This is a genomic window from Streptomyces sp. NPDC050535 (assembly GCF_044457665.1).
In the GTDB taxonomy this organism is placed as follows: Bacteria; Actinomycetota; Actinomycetes; order Streptomycetales; family Streptomycetaceae; genus Streptomyces.
The window spans coordinates 244,205-265,424 of the sequence record NZ_JBITHE010000009.1; the positions used below are offsets into that span (position 1 = coordinate 244,205).

Here is a 21,220-nt window from a genome sequence, read left to right on the forward strand (position 1 = left end):
CCGGCCTCAGCGCGGGTGTCGTGTCGCGATCGGCCGCACCGCCATGGGTGGTGGTACGGCTCGGTCGGCTACACCGTCATGGGTCGGTCGTAAGGCCCGATCGGCGCCGGCAGCGGGGAGTCGCGGCCCGTCAGCCAGCCGTCCACCGCGGCCGCCACCGCGCGGCCCTCGGCGATGGCCCACACGATGAGGGACTGGCCGCGGGCCGCGTCCCCGGCGGTGTACACCCCGGGCACGTTCGTCGCGAACCGCGCGTCGCGGGTGATCGTGCCGCGCGGGTCGAGGGCCAGGCCGAGCTGGTCGATCAGGCCGTCGTGCCGGTCGGGCCCGGAGAAGCCGAGCGCGATCAGCACCAGGTCGGCGGGGAGCGTCCGCCCGGAACCGGGTACCGGGCGGCGCCCCGCGTCCACCTCGACGAGATGCAGCGAGCGCACATGCCCGGCCGCGTCCCCGGTGAAGCGGAGCGTGGACGCCGCGAAGAGCCGCGCGTCCGCGTCCGCCGCGGGCGCCGTCTCCAGCGCGCCGGCCTCCTCGTGCGCGGCCGACAGCCGGTAGATCTTCGGGTACGTCGGCCAGGGCTCGGCGTCCTCGTCTCGCTCCGCCTCCGGCAGGGGATAGATGTCGAGCTGGGTCACGGAAGCCGCGCCCTCCCGCACGGCGGTCCCCAGGCAGTCGGCTCCGGTGTCGCCGCCGCCCACGATCAGGACGTGCTTGCCCGCCGCGGACAGCGGGGACTCCTCCAGGTCGCCCTCGCAGACCCGGTCGGCCAGCGGGAGGTACTCCATCGCCTGGTGGATACCCCGCAACTCGCGCCCCGGCACGGGGAGTTCACGCCAGGCCGTCGCGCCCACGGCGAGGACGACCGCGTCGTGGCGCGCCCTCAGCTCCGCCGCCCCGATGTCCCGCCCGACCGCCGTCGACGTACGGAACTTGGTTCCCTCCGCCCGCATCTGCCCGAGCCGCCGGTCCAGGTGCCGCCGCTCCATCTTGAACGCCGGGATCCCGTACCGCATGAGCCCGCCGATCCGGTCGGCCCGCTCGTACACGACGACGGTGTGCCCGGCCCGCGTCAACTGCTGTGCCGCGGCGAGCCCGGTGGGCCCCGACCCGACGACCGCGACCGTCCGCCCGGAGAGCCGGTCCGGCGGCCGTGGCGGTGTCAGCCCGTCCGCCCAGGCGCGGTCGGCGATGGCGACCTCGACGTTCTTGATGGTGACCGCGGGCTGGTTGATGGCCAGCACGCAGCCCGCTTCGCACGGCGCGGGGCACAACCGCCCGGTGAACTCGGGGAAGTTGTTCGTCGCGTGCAGCCGCTCGCTCGCCGCCGCCCAGTCCTCCCGGGAGACGAGGTCGTTCCACTCGGGGATCAGATTGCCCAGTGGACAGGCGTCGTGGCAGAACGGGATCCCGCAGTCCATACAACGGTCGGCCTGCCTGCTGATGATCGGCAGCAACGCCCCGGGGACATACACCTCGTTCCAGTCCCGCACCCGTTCCTCGACGGGCCGCCGCGGGTACTCCTCGCGCGGTGTGGTCATGAATCCCTTGGGATCGGCCATGGCCGTCTCCCTTACGTACGCGACGGGAACGGGGCCGCGGCCGACGGACGTCATCGGCCCACGGCCTGAACGCGGCACTCCTTTTCGGCCACGATACGTCGCCGCCGTGAGCCGCGCCGCTCGGCGGGGCCCGGCTCAGCGAGGTCTGGCTCGGCGCGGGCCGGCCCGCCTCAGCACGGGCCGGATCCGGTCGCGGCTCAGGCGAGGCCGATCATGTACGAGATCGACGCGGCGGCCCCGGCGGCCGTACGGACGTGGTTCCACACCATCCACTCGCGCACGTACGTGGGCCAGTACGCGGCGGCCTCCGGGCTGCCGGGGTCCATCCTGGCGAGCGTCTCGTTGCGGGGGACGTTCGCGGCGACGGTCACTCCGAAGCACCCGAACAGATACAGGGCGCTCCCCAGCAGCAGCTCCACCGTCCCCTCGTCGGGCAGCAGCACGAACGTGACCACGGCGAGGGCCGCGCACAGCAGCGCCGACCCGATGAACACGCTCATGAACGGGGGCCTCAGTACGACCACGTTGATCGACTTCATCGCGGCGACCCCCTGCGCGGCGGGCAACTCGGCGAGGGCCTTCAGCACGAACGTCGAGAACCCGTAGAACACCCCGGCCACCAGCCCACAGCCGAGCACACCCAGCACCGTCAGCACGAAGTACGGTCCCTCGATCATGTCCACTCCCACGTCGATCCCGAAGCCCAAGATCCTGCTCGTCACGAACCCTCACCACAAGTGAAAACCCGCACGGACGCCGCGACCATGGCCGAGCGCCGCACGGCCATGCGCGAGAGTCCAGAGGAGACCGGCTCTGCGACGCCGGGCGGGGGGCGGAGTTCTTGGCCGGTCCCGGTGGATGATTGGGCACGCCGCTCATCAGCAACCGGGTCGTACGGCGTGTCCGTGTGCCTTAGGTGTGCACGGCGATGTGGCCGTACGCGGCTCATTCCTCCGTCCGAGGCGCGATCCACGTCGTCGGCAAGTCGTCACCCCTGCCGTCCTCCTCGGGCAGGGAACCCGGATTCACCCCACAGGCGCCCCCGAGTTGAAGACCGACACCCGGGTACGGTGCGTCGTGGGCGCCTCGATCTCGTCGAGCACCGCCACCGCGAGGTCCGCGTACGACAGGTGCGCGGTGTCGTCCGGCGCGGTCTCGCCTCCCAACCGGTACCGCCCGGTGCGCGGGGCGCCGTCCTCCAGCCGGGCGGGCGGCGTGAGCATCACCCAGTCGACATCGGCCGCACCCCCCGTTCCCGTTCCTGCCCCGGACGCCTTCCGTAGCCGCCGCAGCCCTTCCGCGTGCGCCAGCGCGAACGGCCGGATCTCCACCGGGAACACCGCCGGATCATCCATCACCGCCCGCCCGTCCGCCCCGACCAGGTTCGCGAACAGCCCGACGGCGACGAGCCGGTGCACCCCCGCCCCGGCGAGGCCTTCGAGCAGCGCGTCCGCCGCCCTGGCGAAGAACTCCGGGTCGAGCGAGTCGAACCCCTGCTCCGGACCACTGAACGGCGACACGGCCTGCACGGCCGCGACATGGCCGCCGACCACCCCGGCAACCGACCCGGGGTCGGTGACATCACCCCGTACGACCGAGACACCGTCCGCCCCGAGCCCCGGATACCTCGCCGGCTCACGCACCACGGCCGTCACCCGCTGCCCCCGCCTCCGGGCCTCCTCCGTCACCGCCCGGCCCGCGCGACCACCCGCCCCGAACACGACGATCCCAGCCATCCCCAACCCCCTTGTCAGGCAGCGCGTTTCACCACCTGACCCGGACGGTATGCAGGGGCTACCGGTTACTTCAACGAAACCGGCGCCGGCCTCGAACGATGACCGAGCCGCCGCGCCCCGCCCTGCCGGACACCCCGGACCTCCTCGCGCCGGGGAACCTCGCCCCCGACCTCCCGCGACTCCTCGCGGTCGGCCACGCCAGCGAGGACGGCTTCCGCCGCGCCCGCGAGAACGCCTCCCGCTCGCGGCATCATGGGCCATGTGCGACTCCAAGCGATCACCTGGGAACGGCTCGGCGACCTCCTCGCCGAGCGACTGCTCGACCTGGAACCGGACGACGGCAGCCCCTGGCCACGCATCGCCTTCGACGGAGCCCCGGCCGCCCGTCCCGGTGAACTCGCGCACCACGTCTCCGAGGCGCTCCGCATACGGGGCCGGTCCTCGCTCGTCGTCGGTACGGAGGGCTTCCTGCGTCCCTCGTCGGTGCGGCTGGAATACGGCCGTGAGGACGTGGACTCGTACTACGACGGCTGGTTCGACACCGGGGCCCTGTGGCGTGAGGTCTTCGGCCCCCTCGAACCCGGCGGCGACGGCCGTGTCCTGCCCGACCTCTGGGACCCCGTCACCGACCGCGCCACCCGCACCCCGTACGTCCAACTCCCGCCCCGCAGTCCCCTGTTGCTGCACGGCCCCTTCCTCCTTCGCCACTGGTTCCCCTTCGACCTCAGCGTCCATGTACTCCTCTCGCCGGGCGCCCTCCGCCGCCGTACCCCCGAGGCCGAGCACTGGACCCTCCCCGCCTTCGCGCGCTACGAGACCGAGACGGACCCGGCCGCCGCGGCCGATGTCCTGGTACGCGCCGACGATCCACGCCATCCCGCGTGGAACGGCTGATCGCGGGCAGTCATCCAAAACCCTTCTGCATGCACGTGCATGTAGTTATGCTGAGAGGCATGACGATCTCCTTCGGTGAATCGGTCCGCGCCCTCCTCGACGCCAAGAACTTCGCCAGCGTCGCCACCCTCGGCCCCGGCGGCGCTCCCCAGAACTCGGTGGTCTGGATCAAGCGGGAGGGCGACACCGTACTGTTCTCCTCCACCGCCGGACGTCAGAAGGTGCGCAACCTCCGGCGGGACCCCCGGATCAGCCTCTCGGTCTTCGACCTCGCCAATCCCTACACCTCGGTGGAGATCCGCGGCACCGCCGAGATCCTCCCCGACGACGCCAAGAGTCTCCCGCGCGAGCTCTCGCACAAGTACCTCGGCATCGATCCTCCCGCGGAGAAGGACGACGAGGCCCGCGTGATCATCCGTGTCGTGCCCGAGAAGATCTCCGGGTTCTCGGCCTGACGCGAGGTGGCCCGGTACCGGGAACCTCCGGATGCGGTTGCCCGTGGACCCGGCGAGAATGTAGGGCGCCGGGACTAGCGGTGTGTTGCGCGCCGCGCCGGCCGCCCGGCACCGGGAGGTACTTCATGACCACCGCCGGAGACATCATGCACCGTGGGGCCCAGTGGATTCCCGCCCACGAGACCCTGGACCGCGCCGCCCAGCTGATGCGCGAACTCAACGTGGGAGCCCTGCCCATCAGCGACGAGAACGAACGGCTCTGCGGCATCCTCACGGACCGCGACATCGTCGTCGGCTGTGTCGCCATGGGGCACGACCCGGCGCGGGTGACCGCGGGCGAGATGGCCCAGGGCACCCCGCGCTGGATCGACTCGGACGCCGACGTCGGCGACGTGCTCCAGGAGATGCAGGGCCATCAGATCCGCCGGCTCCCCGTGATCGAGAACAAGCGGCTGGTCGGCATGATCAGCGAGGCCGACCTGGCCCAGCACCTGACGGACGAACAACTCGCCGCCTGGGTCGAGAAGGTCTACGCGAGGAGCGCGACGAGCCCGATGAGCTGATCTCGCCGATCCTCGCGATCTCGTGGATCTTCGCGAGCCGGTGGACTCTCGCGATTCCGTGGGCTCTCGCGATCCCGTGGTCCGCCGGAACCTGCGGGTCCGCCGGAACCTGCGGGATCGCGGTGGTGCCCATCCTCTCCGCCCCGGTCAGGAACTCTCAGGTTCTCTCAAAGCCAGCCGTTGCGCCGGAACCCCCGGTACAGGACGAGACAGGCGGTGGCGATCACGCCGAGGACCAGCGGGTAGCCGAACGTCCAGCGCAGTTCCGGCATGTGCTCGAAGTTCATGCCATACACCCCGCAGACCATCGTCGGTACGGCGACGAGGGCCGCCCACGCCGTGATCTTCCGCATGTCCTCGTTCTGCGCCACCGTGACCTGCGCCAGGTGTGCCTGAAGGATCGAGTTGAGCAGTTCGTCGAAGGCGGCGATCTGCTCGGTGACGCGCAGCAGATGGTCGGAGACGTCGCGGAAGTAGGCCTGTATCTCCGGGTCGATCACCCGTATCGGCCGGGTGGCGAGCTCCTGGACCGGGCGGGCGAGCGGCACCACGGCCCGCTTCAGTTCAAGGAGTTCACGCTTGAGCTGGTAGATGCGGCCCGCGTCGGCCCGAGCGCCGTTCTCCGCGAAGACGTCCGCCTCGACCTGGTCGATGTCCGCCTGGGCGGAGTCCGTGACACTCACGTAGTCGTCGACCACGTGGTCCGCGATCGCGTGCAGTACCGCGGCCGGGCCCTTGGAGAGCTGGTCGGGATTCGCCTCCAGCTCCTCGCGCAGCGGACCCAGGGACCCGTGCCGTCCGTGCCGCACGGTAATGACGAAGTCGGGCCCGACGAAGACCATGATCTCGCCGGTGTTCACCACCTCGCTGGTCGCTGTCAGTTCCTTGTGCTCGACGTAGCAGACCGTCTTGAACACAGCGAAGAGTGTCTCGCCGTACCGCTCGAGCTTCGGGCGCTGGTGGGCTTCCACCGCGTCCTCGACGGCCAGGGGGTGCAGGTCGAAGAGGTCGGCGAGGCCGGCGAACTCCTGGTCCGTCGGCTCGTGCAGCCCGAGCCAGACGAAGCCGTCGTCCTTCTTGCGGACCCGCTCCACCGTGTCGACCAGATCGCGGCCGCCGGGGATTCTGGCGCCGTCCTGGTAAGCCACGCAGTTCACCACCGCCGAGCCCAGCGGGGACCGGGCGGGATGGCTCAGGTCGACCCGAGGGCGTCGCCGTGCCAGCCGCGCGACCTTGCGGAGACCGCCGACCTTGTCTAGGCCGGTGACCTTCCGCAGATTCCCTGCCATGGACATCTGGTCTCCTTGCGTGGATCCCCTCGCGCCGCACTTTGCGCCTTGGCGTGCCAGTTTGCCAGGCCGGATCGGTCGCCGGAAAAGCCTGTAGGAACGGAACATTCCGCTCCGGTACATCGGGCTGAGCGGGTGCGGATGTCGGGAGCGTCGAGGATTCGGGACAAGACGATCAAATGGGAAGATCTCCCCATGACGCGAACCGACGGGTACCTCCTCGACAACCGGCAGACCGAGGCGAAACAGCGCTTCGACGCCTTCGCCAATCTCTTCGACCCCACGACGTTCCGGCACATCGAACGGTTCGGTATCGGCTCCGGCTGGCGCTGCTGGGAGGTCGGTGCGGGCGGCACGTCCGTGGTGACTTGGCTCGCGAAGAAGGTCGGCCCCACCGGACGGGTCGTCGCGACCGACATCGACACGTCGTGGGTGGCCGCGGCCCGCCGGCCGCCGGTCGACGTGCGCGTCCACGACGTGGCCGCCGACGAGCCGCCGGGGGAGGGCTTCGACCTGGTGCACGCCCGGCTCGTGCTGGTCCATGTGCCGGACCGGGAGCGGGCGTTGCGGTCGATGATCAAATCGCTGCGGCCCGGCGGCCGGCTCCTCGTCGAGGACGCCGACCCCGCGCTCCAGCCCCTGTGCTGCCTCGACGAGTACGGCCCCGAGCAGCAGCTCGCCAACCGGCTGCGCCAGGGCATGCGCAGCCTGCTCGCGGACCGCGGGGCCGACCTCGGGTACGGCCGCAAACTCCCGCGACTGCTCCGCGAGTCGGGGCTGCGCGGCGTGGAGGCCGACGCGTACTTCCCCGTCACCTCGCCGGCCTGCGCCGCCCTCGAAACCGCGACGATCCGCCAGATCCGGGAACAGCTCGTCACCGCGGGAATCGCCACCGACCAGGACATCGACCTTCACCTGGCCAATGTCGCCTCCGGCTCGATGGACCTGGCGACGGCGCCGATGATCTCGGCGTGGGGGCGGAAGGGGTAGGGGAGGGCTGGACCGGCAGGGGGACCGGTCGCCATGGGTGGCGCCGGGGTCGCACCGGCGGGGGAGTCCGCCGGTGGGCTCCTTCGGTGTCGCCCGGCGCGCTTACGACTCACCGGGAGTCGGCATGTGCCTGTCGGCGTACGTCTCACCGGGCGCCGTCAGGTGACTGATGGCGGACGCTTGGCCGGGTGTCGGCGCTTGCTTACCGGCGTACGTCTCACCAGGCATCGTCAGACGGCCGACCGCACACGCGTGACCGGGCGCGGTCCGCGTGCCCAGCGGCGTACGTCTCACCGGGCACTTTCAGGTGTGCGCGTCGGCGGCCGCCCTCCGATCCGCTCCACGGCCATCGCTCCAGCCCCGCACCCTTCCACCGCGGCTTCCTCGGGTTCCGCGCCCGCGAGCAGGGCGGCGAGGAACGCTCCGGTGAAGGCGTCGCCCGCGCCGGTGGTGTCGCGGGGAGTGGCGGGCGACGCCGGAACGCGGGCGTGGACTGCGCCCGCACGGGCCACCAGGGCACCGTCGCGGCCCTGCTTGGCGACGACCAGGGGGACGTGCCGGCTCAACTTGGCCGCCGCGTCCGCCGGATCGGGCAAACCCGTCAGCAGGCAGGCCTCGTCACGGCTGGGGAGCAGGATGTCGACGCCCTCGGCCAGCGCGAGGAAGCGGTCCACACCCAGGCGCGTGAGAAACCCGGCGGACGCCGGGTCCAGGCTCACCGGTACTCCACGCGCGCGTGCCGACTCCAGCGCCACCGACACCAGTGCCCGGCCCGACTCGGAGAAGAGCAGATAACCCGACAGGTGCAGCCGCGCGACCCCGTCGAGCAACTCGTGAGACCAGTCGGCCGGTTCGAGCCGCAGGGAGGCCCCGCTGTCCGTGAGGAACGTGCGCTCGGCCGAAGCGCCCGCGTCCACCAGGCAGATGACCGTCCCCGTCGGCGCCTCCGGATCGACGACCAGGAGGGGCCGTACGCCGCAACCCGCCAGCTCACGTTCGTGCCAGTCGACCGCGTCCGCACCCACCCGCCCGAGCAACCGCACGTCCGCGCAGCCCCGGTTCGCCGCCCAGCACGCGACGTTGGCGCCCGCTCCGCCCGGCAGGGTCCGGATCACGGCGGCCGTGTCGGTGCCCGCGGCGAGTGGATCGCGATGCCGGGCGACGACATCCGTCACCACGTCACCGACGACGAGCAGCGCCCCCGTGGCCGCGCTTCCGCTTCGATCGGCAGCCGCGCGATCCCTCCCGCTCACACCGCCTCGGCCCAGGCGGCGGCGATCCGCCCCGCGAGGCGTACGTTGCCGCGTACCGCCGCGAGGTTGGCGCTCAGCGAGGCGCCGTCCGTGTGCCGCATCAGATAGTCGAGCAGGAACGGAGTCACGGCCTGCCCCGTCACGCCCTCCGCCTCGCACGCGTGCAACGCGTCGGCGAGCACGCGCGCGTGGAGCGTGGGATCGAGCTGCTCCTCCTCGGGGACGGGGTTCGCGACGATGAACGCCGACTCGGGGCCGTCCAGCGTGTCCTGCGCGCGCATGACATCCGCCACCTGTCCGGGCGACCGAAGCGTCCACTCCACCGGATGCCCGGAGTCCGACAGATAGAAGCCGGGGAACCGTTCCGTGTCGTACCCGGCCACCGCCACGCCCAGAGTCTCCAGGCGCTGGAGCGTCGCGGGCACGTCCAGGATCGACTTGACGCCCGCGCACACCACCGTGATCCGGGTACGCGCCAGAAGACCCAGATCGGCGGACTCGTCCTGCGTCGCCGTCCACTGCCGGTGCACCCCGCCGAGCCCACCCGTCGCGAACACCCGTACGCCCGCGCGGGAGGCCAGCAGCGCCGTCGCGGACACGGTCGTCGCGCCGCTCGCCCCCGACGCCACCGCGAGCGGCAGATCGCGGTGACCCAGCTTGCGGATCCCGTCCTCGTTCGCGACCCGCTCCAACTGCTCCTTGTCCAGTCCGACAAGAGGCTTCCCGTCTAGCACGGCGATCGTCGCGGGCACGGCGCCCTCCCGCCGTACGACATCCTCCAGCTCCAGAGCCACCTGTAGGTTGCGCGGGCGGGGCAGCCCGTGCGCGATGATCGTCGACTCCAGGGCCACCACCGGCCGGCGCGCGTCGAGCGCCTCCCGCACCTCTTCGGACACCACGATCACGCGCCTGCCTCCTGCCGGTCGGTCGTCTTTCCTCATCTCTGGCGAGCGGCACGCCAGGTCAAACCCCTGCGACCGCCGCCGCGTGCCCACAGCAAGGGCAATGACGGGCAACTCGGCACGACTCGACCACGTCGTCCTCTTGTACGACTCCGGCACCACGGGCGGCGCACAGGGGTGCCCACGCGCGTGGGCACCCCTGTCAGCCGGCTGGGTCGTATGCCTTTCCTTACCTCAGACGGGTCCTTACCTCAGACGGGTCGTACGCCGTCCAGGGCCCCATGTGGATTGATCACGTACTTGCGGCTGGCGCCCTGGTCGAACTCGGCGTAGCCGCGCGGTGCGTCCTCCATGCTGATGACCGTGGCGTTGACCGCCTTGGCGATGTGCACCCGCTCGTGGAGGATCGCCTTCATCAGCCCCCGGTGGTAGCGCATCACCGGGCACTGGCCCGTGGTGAACTGATGGCTCTTCGCCCATCCCAGGCCGAGCCGCACCTTCAGGGTCCCTGTCCGGGCGTCCTGGTCGATCCCTCCCGGGTCGTCGGTGACGTACAGCCCGGGTATGCCCAGGGCGCCGCCCGCGCGCGTGACGCCCATCAGCGAGTTCAGGACCGTCGCGGGCGCCTCCTGGGCGTCCGGGCCGTGGGCGCGGGCCTCGAAGCCGACCGCGTCCACAGCCGCGTCGACCTCGGGCTCTCCGAGGATCTGCGCGATCTGGTCCTCCACGCTGCCACGTGACACATCGACCGTCTCGCAGCCGAAACTCCTTGCCTGGGCGAGGCGTTCGGTGTTGAGGTCCCCGACGATGACGACCGCGGCGCCGAGGAGCTGCGCCGAAGCCGCCGCGGCGAGACCGACCGGGCCGGCCCCGGCGACGTACACCGTCGAACCGACCCCGGCGCCCGCGGTGACCGCACCGTGGAATCCGGTCGGGAAGATGTCCGACAGCATGGTGAGATCGAGGAGCTTCTCCCGTGCCTGGTCCCGGTCGGGGAACCGCAGGAGATTGAAGTCCGCGTACGGGATCATGGCGTACTCGGCCTGCCCGCCGCCCCAGCCGCCCATGTCGACATATCCGTAAGCGGCGCCCGGGCGGGCCGGGTTGACGTTCAGACAGATGCCCGTTGCCCGCTCCTTGCAGTTGCGGCACCGTCCGCACGCGATGTTGAACGGCACCGACACGATGTCCCCGACCTCGATGAACTCGACGTCCGGGCCCCGTTCCAGTACCTCTCCGGTGATTTCGTGTCCGAGGACCAGCCCCTCGGGCGCGGTCGTACGGCCCCGCACCATGTGCTGGTCACTTCCGCAGATGTTGCTGGCGAGCACCTTCAGGATGACCCCGTGCCGGCACTTGCGGCCGACGTTCTCGGTTGCCACTCCTGGCCCGTCCTGCAGTTCAAGCGTCGGGTGGTCGATGGTCCTGACCTCCACCGCACCCGGCTTGAGATACGCGACTGCCCTGTTTCCGCTCATGCCTGATCGCCGTCCCTTCGGCCCCGTTGCTTCGGACGCCAGCGGCTGTGCGCATGGCGGAGTCTGCTACCAGCCGTGCCTTCCGGCCACCCTCCGCGGCAGGGCCTTTTCCGAGGAGAGCCGACCCCTCGTCGCCCGCTGGGTCCGCGAGCCCATAAGGTGACCGCTCATGACCACGAACTCCCAGGCCACGCCCTCATTCGCCGTGCACATCCCCGACGCGGAGCTCGAACCGGAGCCGCTCGACCCGGCCCAGATCGTCTCCGGCGACCCGGTCGTGACGGGCAAGGTTCTGTGGGAGTCGGCCGACGGCAAGCAATTGCGCGGCATCTGGCAGATCACGCCCGGCGTCGTGACCGACACCGAGGCGAACGAGCTCTTCGTGGTCGTCAGCGGACGCGCCACGATCGAGGTCGAGGGAGGCGACGTCATCGAGGTGGGCCCGGGCGACGCGGCGATCCTGCGCGAGGGCGACCGCACGACCTGGACGGTGCACGAGACGCTCCGCAAGGCGTATCAGATCGGGCTCTGAGGGTTCGCTCGGCCGCCAGCCGCCAGCCGCCAGCCGCCAGCCGCCAGCCGCCAGCCGCCAGCCGCCAGCCGCCAGCCGCCAGCCGCCAGCCGCCAGCCGCCAGCCGCAGCTGTCAGCCGCGCCAGCCGAGCGCGGCGCAGGCCGTGGGTGTGCATCACCGGCCCGCTGAGATCTCCCGCGGCGCGAACGACGAGCTCCGGCAGCGACGTACTCGATGAGCCCCCGCGGTGATCCACCGAGGAGCCCCCGCGCCGATCCACCGACGAGCCCAGCGGCGACGCACCAAAGCCCCCCGGCGACTCACCGAGGAGCCTCCGGCGGCGACGCTCCAACGCGCCCCGGCGAGTCACCGAGGAGCCGGACCGTGCCCTCTCGGTGGCTCACGGCGGTAACTCATCGAGGTGCGGTCAGAACAGCGGCTCCGGAAGCACCCCTTCCAGCGCGAGCAGCTTCCGCTTGGTCTCCAGCCCGCCCCCGAAGCCCCCTATGCCGCCGTCCCGCTCGACGACCCGGTGGCACGGCACGACGACCGGCAGCGGGTTGGAGCCCATGGCCACACCCACGGCCTGCGCCGCGCCCGGCTGGCCGACCCGTCCGGCCAGGTCGCCGTAGCCCACGACCGCGCCGTACGGAACGCCGGACGCCAGCTCGCGCAGCACCTGGCGGTTGAAGCCGGAGATCAGCGACCAGTCCAGCGGCAGCTCGAAGTCGCGCCGCTCGCCCGCGAAGTACGCCGTCATCTGACGTATCGGCTCGGCCAGGAGCGGGGAGTCGGGTGCCTCGACCGGCTCGCCGCCCAGCCGTGAGGCGAGCCGGTCGAGCGTCCTGTCGCGCACCGCGTCCGTGGCGTGGAACACGACGTTCACCAGGCCGTCCCGCGTCGCCGCCAGCAGCAGCGGCCCGATGCTCGTGCCGACGACCGCCCACACGACCTGCTGCTCGTACTGCCCGTGGCTGTTCATGCGATCCACCGTACGGCGAGCCACTGACAACGCCCGCGGCGCGGCCGCCGGCCCGCGACCGAGCCACCTGCAGGGGGAGCCCTCAGCGCAGCGCCCGCCGGACCACGTCGGGTGCGTTCGTGATGATGCCGTCCACGCCGTATCCCGCCGCCCGCCGGGCACTGTCCGAGTCGTCCACCGTCCAGGTGAAGATCTCCATCGGCCTGCCGTGCGGGCCCTGGAGCGCGCGGACCGCGGCGACATAGCCGGTGGAGAGGGAGGTGTACGCCGGGTTGATCTGGTCGGCGAAACGCGCGCACTCGGAGAGCTCGCCGAACGAAGGCGTGCCCAGGAGGGCCGTCTTCACGCTGGGGCGCAGATCGTGGACCGTCCGCACGCTGTCGGCGCTGAAGCTCTGGATGATCAGGCGGCCCTCCACATGTGCCGGGTCGAGCCAACCCTCGTTGCTCAGCAGCTTGAGGGTCTGCCGTTCGATGCCGGGGTAGAGCTCGGGACTCTTGATCTCCAGGAGGAGCTTCTGGTGGTTGCGCGAAACCTGGTTCACGTACTGCTTCAGTGTCGGCACGCGCGCGCCCGCGTGCTGGGGGCCGAACCAGCTTCCCGCGTCCAGGAGGGCGATCTCCGCGGCGGTGAAGTCCTTGACCTTCCAGGGCGTCCGGCCGGGACGGAGCTCGGCGACATCGGTCGTGCGGTCCAGCGTGGCGTCGTGGAGGACGACGAGCTCACCGTCCCTGGTGCGCTGGACGTCCGTCTCCACCCAGTCGAATCCCAGCTCGGCCGCCTTGTCGACGGCGGCCAGGGTGTTCTCGGGCGTGTAAGCGCTGGCGCCTCGGTGGGAAATGATCACCGGACCGGTGCCCCGGGGCCTGAGCTCGGTGTGGTGGCCGGGGAACATCAGGAGGGTGCCCCCTAGAAGTGCGGCGGTGGTGACGGCGGCAACGCGCGCGTGCATACGTATTCCCCGCGTCGTGCGGTCGCGGACAGCGTGAGGGTGACGTGTGAGGGTGACGACGGACACTCGACGAGAGAGGCCGGCGCCAGGCTGACACCGCGAGGACAACGGAACAGGGGCGCGGGATGACCACACATTGAACGGAGATGCCCAAGTCCGCACACCTGTGCCGCACAAGTGGGGTGAGGCCGTAATTCTTTGCCGGAAAATCGTTCGACCATTCCAGGGGGAGTCATACTCTCTGCCTCGACCCTGACCGTTCTCACGGTCTCGAGGGTGGGGGAATTTCATGGATTTTCGGGCATAACAGGGCGGGAAGGGCAGCCGTACATGCAGGGCACGGTCGACGACTTCAGCTACGGACTCGTCACGCCTGTGGTGGCATATCTCATGGCCTGTCTGGGTGGAGCGCTCGGTCTGCGCTGCACCACCAGATCCATGCTCGTCACCCGGTCCTGGCGTGCGGGCTGGCTCGCACTCGGCTCGGCCGCGATCGCCTCGGGCATCTGGACCATGCACTTCATCGCGATGATGGGGTTCACCGTCGAGCAGACCCCGGTCCGCTACGACAAACCGTTGACGTTCGCGAGCCTGGGCGTGGCGATCGTGATGGTCGGCATCGGGATCTTCATCGTCGGCTACAGGGGAGCCACCGGAACGGCGCTCTTCACCGGGGGCACCATCACCGGCCTGGGAATCGCCTCGATGCACTACCTGGGCATGGCCGGCATGCGCCTCAACGGGAAGCTCGAATACAACACCCTCACCGTCTCCGCCTCGGTCGTCATCGCCGTCATCGCCGCCACCGCCGCCCTGTGGGCGGCGGGACAGGTCCGCGGATTCCTCTGGAGCGTGGGCGCCAGCCTCATCATGGGGCTCGCCGTCAGCGGCATGCACTACACGGGGATGGCCGCCCTCAGGGTCCATCTGCACAGCGCCTCAGGCAATCCCGCCGGGGACTCGCCCGCCGCCCTGCTCGCACCGATGATGATCGGCCCGCTGGTCTTCCTCTGTCTGGCGGGTGTCGTCGTGATGTTCGACCCGCTGATGGTCATGGGGAAGCCGGACTGGACACCTGTGGAGAACAGGCCGGGTGTCCCCGCCCACCCTGTCGTCCAGCATCCCGGACGTCGCCCGCCGGCCCGCCCCGGCCGGGACCGTGGAAGGCGCAGGTCCCGCACCCCGCAGAGCTGGTGATCCGGCCCCGTTGTCAGTGCGGGGTCGTACCGTTGATTCCATGCGGCCCGTATCCAAGATCGAACGTTCGGTGGCGCCCTTCGAGGTCGTCAGCTCCTACCAGCCGAGTGGTGACCAGCCCGCGGCCATCGCCGAGCTGGAAAAGCGCATCCTGGCAGGTGAGAAGGATGTCGTCCTGCTGGGCGCGACCGGCACCGGCAAGTCCGCCACCACCGCCTGGATGATCGAGAAGCTCCAGCGCCCCACGCTCGTCATGGCGCCGAACAAAACCCTGGCCGCCCAGCTGGCCAACGAGTTCCGCGAGCTGCTGCCGAACAACGCCGTCGAGTACTTCGTCTCGTACTACGACTACTACCAGCCCGAGGCCTACGTCCCGCAGTCGGACACCTACATCGAGAAGGACTCCTCGGTCAACGAGGAGGTGGAGCGCCTGCGCCACTCCGCGACCAACTCGCTGCTCACCCGCCGTGACGTAGTCGTGGTCGCCTCGGTCTCCTGCATCTACGGCCTCGGCACGCCGCAGGAGTACGTGGACCGGATGGTGCACCTCAAGGTCGGCGACGAGATCGACCGGGACGACCTGCTGCGCCGTTTCGTCGACATCCAGTACACGCGCAACGACGTGGCCTTCGCGCGAGGCACCTTCCGGGTCCGCGGCGACACCATCGAGATCTTCCCGGTCTACGAGGAGCTGGCCGTCCGCATCGAGATGTTCGGTGACGAGATCGAGGCCCTCTCCACGCTCCACCCGCTCACCGGAGAGGTCATCACCGACGACACCTCCCTGCACATCTTCCCGGCGTCGCACTACATCGCCGGCCCCGAGCGTCTGGAGCGCGCCGCCAACGACATCGAGAAGGAACTGGGGGAGCGCCTGACCGAGCTGGAGAAGCAGAGCAAGCTCCTGGAGGCCCAGCGCCTGCGCATGCGCACGACGTACGACCTGGAGATGCTCCGCCAGATCGGCTCCTGCTCCGGCGTCGAGAACTACTCGATGCACTTCGACGGCCGAGAGCCCGGCACCGCACCGAACACACTGATCGACTACTTCCCGGAAGACTTCCTGCTCGTCCTCGACGAGTCGCACGTCACGGTCCCGCAGATCGGCGCCATGTACGAGGGCGACGCCTCCCGCAAGCGCACCCTCGTGGACCACGGCTTCCGGCTGCCTTCCGCACTGGACAACCGACCCCTCAAGTGGGAGGAGTTCCAGAAGCGGATCGGACAGACGGTCTATCTGTCGGCCACCCCGGGGAAGTACGAGCTCTCCCGGGGCGACGGCTTCGTCGAGCAGATCATCCGTCCCACCGGCCTCATCGACCCCGAGGTCGTCGTCAAGCCCACCGAGGGACAGATCGACGACCTGGTGCACGAGATCCGCAAGCGCACCGAGAAGGACGAGCGCGTCCTGGTCACCACGCTCACCAAGAAGATGGCCGAGGACCTCACGGACTACTTCCTCGAGCTCGGCATCCAGGTGCGTTATCTGCACAGCGACGTCGACACCCTGCGCCGCGTCGAGCTGCTGCGCGAGCTGCGCGCGGGCGAGTACGACGTCCTGGTCGGAATCAACCTCCTCCGTGAGGGCCTCGACCTGCCCGAGGTCTCCCTCGTGGCGATCCTCGACGCCGACAAGGAGGGCTTCCTGCGTTCGGGCACCTCCCTCATCCAGACCATCGGCCGCGCGGCGCGCAACGTGTCGGGGCAGGTCCACATGTACGCGGACAAGATCACCCCGGCGATGGAGAAGGCCATCGACGAGACCAACCGCCGCCGGGAGAAGCAGGTCGCCTACAACAAGGAGAGGGGCATCGACCCGCAGCCTCTCCGCAAGAAGATCAACGACATCGTGGCCCAGATCGCCCGCGAGGACGTGGACACGGAACAGCTGCTCGGCTCGGGCTACCGCAAGGGCAATGACGGCAAGAGCGCCAAGGCCCCGGTGCCCGCCCTCGGCGGCAAAGCGGCCAAGTCAGCCAAGGGCAAGGCCAGGGAGACGGTCCCGACCGACCGCCCCGCGGCCGAACTCGCCGGGCAGATCGAGGACATGACCACCCGGATGCGTGCCGCGGCGGCCGATCTCCAGTTCGAGATCGCGGCCCGGCTGCGCGACGAGGTCTCCGAGATGAAGAAGGAACTTCGGCAGATGAAGGAGGCGGGGCAAGCCTGACGGCGTTCCGCCGGTGCGGTGCCGGACGTCGGTCAATACGCACTGTGTTGCAAGACCGACACAAAGTTCGCCCCAGGGTGCGGCACTGTCAGTGCCGCTGCGTAGGGTTCTGGTCATCCGTGGATTCCGCGGAAACAGGGGACAGTCCGAGAGGGGAAACAGCGCGTGGTCGACGTATCCAAGGGCGGTACGCCCGGTGGGCCTGGCGTCAACCTGACCAAGGGTCAGGCCATCAGTCTGGAGAAGAGGGGCGGGGGAACCCTCACCGCCGTGCGGATGGGGCTCGGCTGGCAGGCGGCCCCCCGGCGCGGCCTGTTCGGTTCGCGTACGCGGGAGATCGACCTCGACGCGTCCGCCGTGTTGTTCGCCGACAAGCAGCCCGTCGACGTCGTGTTCTTCCGTCACCTCGTCAGCGACGACGGCTCCGTGCGGCACACCGGTGACAACCTCGTGGGCGGTGCGGGCCAGGGCGGTGACGACGAGTCGATCCTCGTCGACCTCCAGCGCATCCCGGTCCACATCGACCAGATCGTCTTCACCGTGAACTCCTTCACGGGCCAGACGTTCCAGGAGGTGCAGAACGCGTTCTGCCGTCTGGTCGACGAGACCAACGGACAGGAGCTCGCCCGCTACACGCTGGCAGGCGGTGGGCAGTACACGGCCCAGATCATGGCGAAGGTGCACCGGGCGGGCACGGGCTGGCAGATGACGGCCATCGGCACGCCGGCCAACGGCCGCACGTTCCAGGACCTGATGCCCGCGATCCTGCCGCAGCTGTAGGCGGCCGGGCGCGCGGTACACGAAGCGGTTTAGGGGGACAAGGCGATGACGGCTGAGCTGGTCCGGGGGCAGAACCATCCGCTCTCCCAGGTCCGTCTAGAGGTCCGCGTTTCGGCCGGCAAGCCGATCGTGGCCGGTGCCACGCTCAGCGACGCGCAGGGCCGGGTCCGCGGTGTCGAGTGGGTCGCCCACCCGGGCGCACCCACTCTCCCCGGACTCGAGGTCTCCAGGCAGGCCGCGGCCGACCACCGCCTCGCGATCGACCTGGGCGCCCTGTCGGATGCGGTGCACCGGGTCAGCGTGCTGCTCGCGCTGCCGTCCGGTGTCGGCGGTCCGGTCCGGTTCGGAGCCGTCGCCGCCCCCTTCGTCGCGGTCACCGGCCTCGACGGCTCCGAGGTCGCGAGCTACACGGTCACCGGCCTGGACGCCGAGTCGGCCGTCATCGCCCTGGAGCTCTACCGCCGACAGGACGCCTGGAAGGTCCGCGCGGTCGGTCAGGGCTACGCGGGAGGTCTCGCCGAACTCCTCACCGACCAGGGCCTGCCCGAGGCACGGCAGCTCGCGGGCACCATCAACGAGGCGGTCGCGCAGGGCCTGGCCCGCTCGGTGGCGGCGCCTCCGTCCCGTACGCCCGACGCTGACCGCTCACGACAGGCTGCCGCATCGGCGACGGGAGGGGATCAGCCGTACGCCGCACCGCCCCAGGGCGCCCCCGCGGACGTACCGCCGCCGCAGTCGCCGTACGACGTGCCCGGTGCGCAGGGCATCACGGCGCCGCAGACGAACTACCCGGCCGGTCCCGGGCAGAGCGATCCCTCCGCCGTCACGCAGCCGTCCGCGCCTGTCGCCGGAGGTCCGGTCGACTACAGCCACCCGAGCCGGCAGACCGCGCCGCCTCCACCCCCGCCGACCGCGCCACCCACTCAGCCCGGGCAGCCCGCACCGCCCGTCGCGGGCGACGCGACCGGCTGGTCCATGGACGAGCGGCTCTACAACCAGGTGTGGGGCATGTTCGAGGACCTGGCCCGCAGCGCCGCCGCGTATCGCAGCGCCGTCGACTTCGCCGACTCGCGCATGGAGCAGGAGCTCGACAAGGTCCTGTCCGACCCGCGCAGCCGGATCGGCGGGCAGGGCGACGCGGCACGCGAGGCGGCCCAGGCCAAGCACGCCCAGCTCGTCGATCAGGCACGGGCGGCCCTCGACCGGGACCTCGCGCAGCTCGGAGCCGAGGCCGACGTCGTCGAGCCCGCGCTGCCCGCGGCGTTCGCGCGCTGGGACAACCCGGTCTGGCACGGCTACCGGGTGCCCATGGAGGTCCCGATGGCCCTGCGCCTGGGCGACCTCCAGCTGCCCGAGAGCGAGCGGCTGAGCATTCCGATGCTGGTCCGGCTGCCGTTGGAGCGCGGCCTGTGGATCGACAGCGGCCGGGCCGGCCTCGGCGACTCGTTCGCCGACTCCGACGAACTGCGTCGCCTCGCCATGGACGCGGCGGTGTCGCATGCCGGGCGCCTGCTCGCCGTCCATCCGCCGGGCGAGTTCACCGTGCACGTCATAGACGCGGCCGGTTCGGCCGCCGCGTCCCTCGCGCCGCTGGTGCGGTCGGGGGTGCTGGACGGCCCGCCCGCCGTCGGCGCCACGGGGGTGGCCGACGTGCTGGCCCGGCTCACCCAGCGTGTCGACCTGGTGCAGATGGCGGTGCGCGGTGGAGCGGCCGACTCGCTGCCCCCGGACCTGGACACCGCTGAACAACTGCTGATCGTCAACGACTTCCCGCACGGCTTCGACGACCGTGCCGTGACTCAGCTGCGCTATCTCGCCGACGAGGGGCCGGCCGTCGGCGTCCATCTGATGATGGTGGCCGACCGGGAGGACGCGGAGGCCTACGGGCCGCTGCTCGACCCGCTGTGGCGATCGCTTTTGCGACTCACCCCGGTGCCCGACGACCACCTCGCCGACCCCTGGGTCGGGCACGCGTGGACGTACGAGCCCGGGCTGGTCCCGCCGGGCAGTCAGATCCTCCAGCAGGTGCTCACGCAGGTCGCGGCGGCCCGCCGTTCCTGGAACCGCTGACGCCTCACGAGCTTGTGCCAAGCATCGGTAAAGTCCTCTGACCAGGCGACTTGGCCTTTCTTTTACTAACGGCTTTACCTTTCCTTGGTGATTCGGGTACTGTTCTCCGTACGGAGGGGAGTACTCCCCATCAACTATTGCGACGTACCCGTCAATACGGATCAGGCCAGATCCCGGGGCGTCGGCCCGCAGGCACCGGGCGCACCACGCGTCCGGTCGCCTCGGGTGGAAGAGACCTCCGGCAGCGACGACGCTGAAATTTGCCGTTACGAACTGCCGGAGGCGCAGTGAATGTTTCCGTGGCCCTATGGGTCCTGACGATCGCGGGCCTTGCCGCCCTCATCGCCGTCGATTTCTTCATCGGCCGCAAGCCGCACGACGTGTCGATCAAGGAAGCCGGAATCTGGACGGTCGTCTGGATCGTCCTGGCCGGACTGTTCGGACTCGGCCTGCTCGTCTTCTCCGGCGGCCAGCCCGCCGGAGAGTTCTTCGCCGGCTTCATCACCGAGAAGTCGCTGAGCGTCGACAACCTCTTCGTCTTCGTACTGATCATGGCGAAGTTCGCGGTGCCCACGCAGTACCAGCAGCGAGTGCTCCTAGTAGGTGTGCTCATCGCCCTCGTGCTGCGCGCGATATTCATCGCCGCCGGAGCCGCGGTCATCGCGAACTTCGCGTGGGTCTTCTACATCTTCGGCGCGTTCCTCATCTACACCGCCTGGAAGCTGATCCAGGAGGCCCGGACGGACGCCGACGACGAGGAGTTCGAGGAGAACCGGCTGCTCAAGGCCGCCGAACGACGCTTCGGCGTGGCCGACCGCTACCACGGCACCAAGCTGTGGATCCAGCAGAACGGCAAGCGCGTCATGACGCCGATGCTGGTCGTGATGCTCGCGATCGGCACCACCGACGTACTCTTCGCGCTCGACTCGATCCCCGCGATCTTCGGCCTCACCCAGGACCCGTACATCGTGTTCACGGCCAACGCGTTCGCGCTGATGGGTCTGCGACAGCTGTACTTCCTCATCGGCGGCCTGCTCAGGAAGCTGGTCCATCTCAGCTACGGCCTGTCGGTCATCCTCGGCTTCATCGGCGTCAAGCTGGTGCTGCACGCGCTGCACGAGTCGGGTGTCCATGTCCCGGAGATCTCGATCCCGGTCTCCCTCGGCGTGATCTGCGGCGTCCTGGTCATCACGACGATCACCAGCCTCATCGCCTCCAAGAAGCAGGCGGCGCGGGAAGAGGCCGACGGTGCCCCGAAGGACAGCGACGGTGCTTCGAAGGACAGTGACGGTGCTTCGAAGGACAGCATCGACGTCTGACCACGCCGGCCGTAGGAACGCCGTAGGAACAAGCAGTCCTGGAGCGGTGCCCGGCGAATCGCCGGGCACCGCTCCCGCTGTTTGCCCGGATTCGAGGCCCCGGCCCGGGGGCGCCGTGG

At 70.2% G+C, this 21,220-nt stretch carries 19 protein-coding genes; 10 read left to right on the forward strand and 9 right to left on the reverse strand.

The annotated features are described in order from the left end of the window. Positions 1–68: 68 nt before the first annotated feature. The 3 genes from ACIBLC_RS21955 to ACIBLC_RS21965 all read right to left on the reverse strand — a co-directional run bounded on the left by ACIBLC_RS21955 (position 69) and on the right by ACIBLC_RS21965 (position 3,295). The gene (locus ACIBLC_RS21955) at positions 69–1,559 is read right to left on the reverse strand and encodes a glutamate synthase subunit beta (protein WP_399212756.1); all 1,491 of its coding nucleotides are present in this window, start codon (positions 1,557–1,559) and stop codon (positions 69–71) included. 197 nt (positions 1,560–1,756) lie between these two features. Beyond that, complete coding sequence (locus ACIBLC_RS21960; protein WP_399212856.1) at positions 1,757–2,236, reverse strand: DUF1772 domain-containing protein; 480 nt, start codon at positions 2,234–2,236, stop codon at positions 1,757–1,759. 348 nt (positions 2,237–2,584) lie between these two features. Then, positions 2,585–3,295 (reverse strand): NAD(P)-dependent oxidoreductase, encoded by a 711-nt coding sequence (locus tag ACIBLC_RS21965; protein WP_399212757.1) that lies wholly within the window; start codon positions 3,293–3,295, stop codon positions 2,585–2,587. Positions 3,296–3,547: 252 nt separating this feature from the next. On the opposite strand from ACIBLC_RS21965, the gene ACIBLC_RS21970 reads away from it, so the two are divergent. From ACIBLC_RS21970 to ACIBLC_RS21980, 3 genes are all read left to right on the forward strand, one after another. Next, positions 3,548–4,189, forward strand: coding sequence for a uridine kinase (locus tag ACIBLC_RS21970; RefSeq protein WP_399212758.1), 642 nt, complete (start codon positions 3,548–3,550; stop codon positions 4,187–4,189). A 59-nt stretch (positions 4,190–4,248) separates the two neighbouring features. Beyond that, positions 4,249–4,644, forward strand: coding sequence for a PPOX class F420-dependent oxidoreductase (locus ACIBLC_RS21975; protein ID WP_399212759.1), 396 nt, complete (start codon positions 4,249–4,251; stop codon positions 4,642–4,644). Positions 4,645–4,769: 125 nt separating this feature from the next. Next, entirely contained in the window at positions 4,770–5,207 is a 438-nt protein-coding gene (locus ACIBLC_RS21980) for a CBS domain-containing protein (protein ID WP_399212760.1), read from the forward strand. Between the two features lie 167 nt (positions 5,208–5,374). On the opposite strand, the gene ACIBLC_RS21985 is transcribed toward ACIBLC_RS21980, so the two are convergent. Beyond that, positions 5,375–6,502 (reverse strand): magnesium and cobalt transport protein CorA, encoded by a 1,128-nt coding sequence (locus tag ACIBLC_RS21985; RefSeq protein WP_399212761.1) that lies wholly within the window; start codon positions 6,500–6,502, stop codon positions 5,375–5,377. Positions 6,503–6,691: 189 nt separating this feature from the next. Here ACIBLC_RS21985 and ACIBLC_RS21990 point away from each other — a divergent pair, with 189 nt between their 5' ends. Beyond that, positions 6,692–7,486 (forward strand): class I SAM-dependent methyltransferase, encoded by a 795-nt coding sequence (locus ACIBLC_RS21990; RefSeq protein WP_399212762.1) that lies wholly within the window; start codon positions 6,692–6,694, stop codon positions 7,484–7,486. A 290-nt stretch (positions 7,487–7,776) separates the two neighbouring features. On the opposite strand, the gene ACIBLC_RS21995 is transcribed toward ACIBLC_RS21990, so the two are convergent. From ACIBLC_RS21995 to fdhA, 3 genes are all read right to left on the reverse strand, one after another. After that, positions 7,777–8,739: a carbohydrate kinase family protein gene (locus ACIBLC_RS21995; RefSeq protein WP_399212763.1), complete on the reverse strand. Its 963-nt coding sequence runs from the start codon at positions 8,737–8,739 to the stop codon at positions 7,777–7,779. After that, positions 8,736–9,644, reverse strand: a complete 909-nt coding sequence (locus ACIBLC_RS22000; protein ID WP_399212764.1) for a pseudouridine-5'-phosphate glycosidase — start codon at positions 9,642–9,644, stop codon at positions 8,736–8,738. Before ACIBLC_RS22000 ends, ACIBLC_RS21995 begins: the two co-directional genes overlap by 4 nt. Positions 9,645–9,892: 248 nt before the next feature. Next, a complete protein-coding gene (gene fdhA / locus ACIBLC_RS22005) occupies positions 9,893–11,119 on the reverse strand; it encodes a formaldehyde dehydrogenase, glutathione-independent (RefSeq protein WP_399212765.1) in 1,227 nt (408 codons plus the stop codon). 169 nt (positions 11,120–11,288) lie between these two features. Between fdhA and ACIBLC_RS22010 the strand changes: the two genes are divergently transcribed. Then, entirely contained in the window at positions 11,289–11,651 is a 363-nt protein-coding gene (locus ACIBLC_RS22010) for a cupin domain-containing protein (protein ID WP_399212766.1), read from the forward strand. Positions 11,652–12,058: 407 nt separating this feature from the next. On the opposite strand, the gene ACIBLC_RS22015 is transcribed toward ACIBLC_RS22010, so the two are convergent. Continuing rightward, positions 12,059–12,613: a methylated-DNA--[protein]-cysteine S-methyltransferase gene (locus tag ACIBLC_RS22015; RefSeq protein ID WP_399212767.1), complete on the reverse strand. Its 555-nt coding sequence runs from the start codon at positions 12,611–12,613 to the stop codon at positions 12,059–12,061. Positions 12,614–12,695: 82 nt separating this feature from the next. After that, on the reverse strand, positions 12,696–13,565 hold the full coding sequence (locus ACIBLC_RS22020; RefSeq protein ID WP_399212768.1) for a glycerophosphodiester phosphodiesterase: 870 nt from the start codon (positions 13,563–13,565) through the stop codon (positions 12,696–12,698). A 330-nt stretch (positions 13,566–13,895) separates the two neighbouring features. On the opposite strand from ACIBLC_RS22020, the gene ACIBLC_RS22025 reads away from it, so the two are divergent. The 5 genes from ACIBLC_RS22025 (at position 13,896) to ACIBLC_RS22045 (ending at position 21,101) form a co-directional block, all read left to right on the forward strand. Next, complete coding sequence (locus tag ACIBLC_RS22025) at positions 13,896–14,762, forward strand: MHYT domain-containing protein (protein WP_399212769.1); 867 nt, start codon at positions 13,896–13,898, stop codon at positions 14,760–14,762. A 40-nt stretch (positions 14,763–14,802) separates the two neighbouring features. Further along, positions 14,803–16,932, forward strand: a complete 2,130-nt coding sequence (uvrB, locus tag ACIBLC_RS22030) for an excinuclease ABC subunit UvrB (protein WP_399212771.1) — start codon at positions 14,803–14,805, stop codon at positions 16,930–16,932. A 165-nt stretch (positions 16,933–17,097) separates the two neighbouring features. After that, the gene (locus tag ACIBLC_RS22035; protein ID WP_383682253.1) at positions 17,098–17,712 is read left to right on the forward strand and encodes a TerD family protein; all 615 of its coding nucleotides are present in this window, start codon (positions 17,098–17,100) and stop codon (positions 17,710–17,712) included. 45 nt (positions 17,713–17,757) lie between these two features. Then, positions 17,758–19,782, forward strand: coding sequence for a TerD family protein (locus ACIBLC_RS22040; RefSeq protein WP_399212773.1), 2,025 nt, complete (start codon positions 17,758–17,760; stop codon positions 19,780–19,782). Between the two features lie 287 nt (positions 19,783–20,069). Then, positions 20,070–21,101: a TerC family protein gene (locus ACIBLC_RS22045; RefSeq protein ID WP_399212774.1), complete on the forward strand. Its 1,032-nt coding sequence runs from the start codon at positions 20,070–20,072 to the stop codon at positions 21,099–21,101. The last annotated feature ends 119 nt before the right edge of the window (positions 21,102–21,220 follow it).